Origin of the sequence: Paraburkholderia silviterrae (genome assembly GCF_004353915.1) — a bacterium.
Classification (GTDB): domain Bacteria; phylum Pseudomonadota; class Gammaproteobacteria; order Burkholderiales; family Burkholderiaceae; genus Paraburkholderia; species Paraburkholderia silviterrae.
Genome location: NZ_SMRP01000070.1, coordinates 1 through 2,728 on the forward strand (window position 1 = coordinate 1; position 2,728 = coordinate 2,728).

General features: G+C 65.8%; 1 protein-coding gene. It reads left to right on the forward strand.

Annotation, left to right across the window (positions count from 1 at the left end; genetic code table 11):
- Positions 1–2,728, forward strand: a 2,728-nt coding sequence (locus EYW47_RS41260; protein ID WP_165976823.1) for a beta strand repeat-containing protein, incomplete at both ends; no start/stop codon positions are given.

Here is a 2,728-nt window from a genome sequence, read left to right on the forward strand (position 1 = left end):
GGGCGGCTACACGCTGACCGACGACGCGAACAGCGACCTCGGCACGCTGACGGTGGCGAATGCTGAGCTGGCGAAGGGCGCAAACAACTTCGGCTCGAGCCACTACACGTACGAGCTGAGCGATACGCTGAGCAACCTGGAAAATGCGACGGCTGGCATCGTGTCGGGCTCGACGGGCGGCTACACGCTGACCGACGCCGCGAACAGCGACCTCGGCACGCTGACGGTGGCGAACGCGGAACTGGCGAAGGGCGCAAGCAACTTCGGCTCGAACGGCTACACGTACGAGCTGAGCGATACGCTGAGCAACCTGGAAAATGCGGCGCCTGGCATCGTGTCGGGCGCGACGGGCGGCTACACGCTGACCGACGCCGTGGAAAGCAACCTCGGCACGCTGACGGTGGCGCACGCTGAGCTGGCGAAGGGCGCAAGCAACTTCGGCCCGAACGACTACACGTACGGCCTGAGCGACACGCTGCAGCACCTGGAAGGCGCTGCGAACGGCATCATTTCGGGCGCGACGGGCGGCTACACGCTGACCGACGACGCGAACAGCGACCTCGGCACGCTGACGGTGGCAAACGCTGAGCTGGCGGTGGGCGCAAACAACTTCGGCTCGGGCGGCTACACGTACGGCCTGAACGATACGCTGAGCGACCTGGAAAATGCGGCGACCGGCATCGTGTCGGGCGCGACGCAGGGCTACACGCTGACCGACGCTGCACAAAGCAACTTCGGCACGCTGACGGTGGCGAACGCGGAACTGGCGAAGGGCGCAAGCAACTTCGTCTCGAACGCCTACGCGTACGAGCTGAGCGACACGCTGAGCAACCTGGAAAATGCGACGGCTGGCATCGTGTCGGGCGCGACGGGCGGCTACACGCTGACCGACGACGTGGAAAGCAACCTCGGCACGCTGACGGTGGCGCACGCGGAGCTGGCGAAGGGCGCAACCAACTTCGGCTCGAACGACTACACGTACGAGCTGAGCGACACGCTGCTGCACCTGGAAGGCGCTGCGTCCGGCATCATTTTGGGCGCGACGGGCGGCTACACGCTGACCGACGACGCGAGCACCAACCTCGGCACGCTGACGGTGGCGAATGCTGAACTGGCGACGGGCGCAAACAACTTCGTCTCCAACGGCTATATGTATGGCCTGAGCGACACGCTGGCGAACCTGGAAGGCGCACCGTCCATCGTGTCGGGTGCGACGGACGCCTACTCGCTGACCGACGCTGCGAACAGCGACCTCGGTGTGCTGACGGTGGCGCACGCAGAACTGGCCGCGGGTGCAAACAACTTCGTCTCGGGCGGCTACACGTACGGCCTGAACGATTCGCTGAGCGACCTGGAAGGCGCAGCGCCTGGCATCGTTGCGGGCGTGACGGGCGGCTACACGCTGACGAACGTAGCGAACAGCAACCTCGGCACGCTGACGGTGGCGCACGCGGAACTGGCGGCGGGCGCGAGCAACTTCGTCTCGGGCGGCTATTTGTATGGCCTGAGCGACACGCTGGCGAACCTGGAAGGTGCGGCGTCCGGCATCGTGGCGGGCGCAACGGAGGGCTACGCGCTGACTGACGTTGCGGATACCAGCTTCGGTGCACTGACGGTGGCGCACGCGGAACTGGCGACGGGCGCAAGCAACTTCGGTGCGGGCGGCTACACGTACAGCCTGAGCGATACGCTGCTGCATCTGGAAGGCGCGGCGCCTGGCCTGCTGTTGGGCGCGACGGGCGGCTACTCGCTGACGAACGTGCAGACTGACCTTGGTGCGCTGACGGTGGCGCACGCTGAACTGGCGAAGGGCGCAAACAACTTCACTTCGGGCGGCTACACGTACGGCCTGAGCGACACGCTGCAGCACCTGGAAGTCGCGGCGCCCGGTATCGTGTCGGGTGCGACGGACGGCTACGCGCTGACCAACACCGAGAACACCAACCTCGGCACGCTGACGGTGGCGAACGCGGAACTGGCAGCGGGCGCAAACAACTTCGTCTCGAACGGCTACACGTACGGCCTGAGCGATTCGCTGAGCGAACTGGAAAATGCGGCGCCTGGCATCGTGTCTGGCGCGACGGGCGGCTACACGCTGACCGACACCGTGGAAAGCAACCTCGGCACGCTGACGGTGGCGCACGCTGAACTGGCGACGGGCGCAAGCAACTTCGTCGCGAACGGCTACACGTACGAGCTGAGCGACACGCTGCTGCACCTGGAAGGCGCGGCGCCTGGCTTGCTGTCGGGCTCGACGGGCGGCTACTCGCTGACCAATGCCGTGGAAAGCGACCTCGGCACGCTGACGGTGGCGAACGCGGAGCTGGCGAAGGGCGCAAACAACTTCGGCCCGAACGCCTACACGTACGAGCTGAGCGATACGCTGCTGCACCTGGAAGGCGCTGCTAACGGCATCATTTCGGGCGCGACGGACGGCTACACGCTGACCGACGCAGCAGAAAGCGATTTCGGCACGCTGACGGTGGCGAACGCTGAACTGGCGAAGGGCGCAAGCAACTTCGGCTCGAACCACTACACGTACGAGCTGAGCGATACGCTGAGCAACCTGGAAAATGCGACGGCTGGCATCGTGTCGGGCTCGACGGGCGGCTACACGCTGACCGACGCCGCGAACAGCGACCTCGGCACGCTGACGGTGGTGAACGCTGAACTGGCGAAGGGCGCAAGCAACTTCGGCTCGAACGGCTACACGTACGAGCTGAGCGAC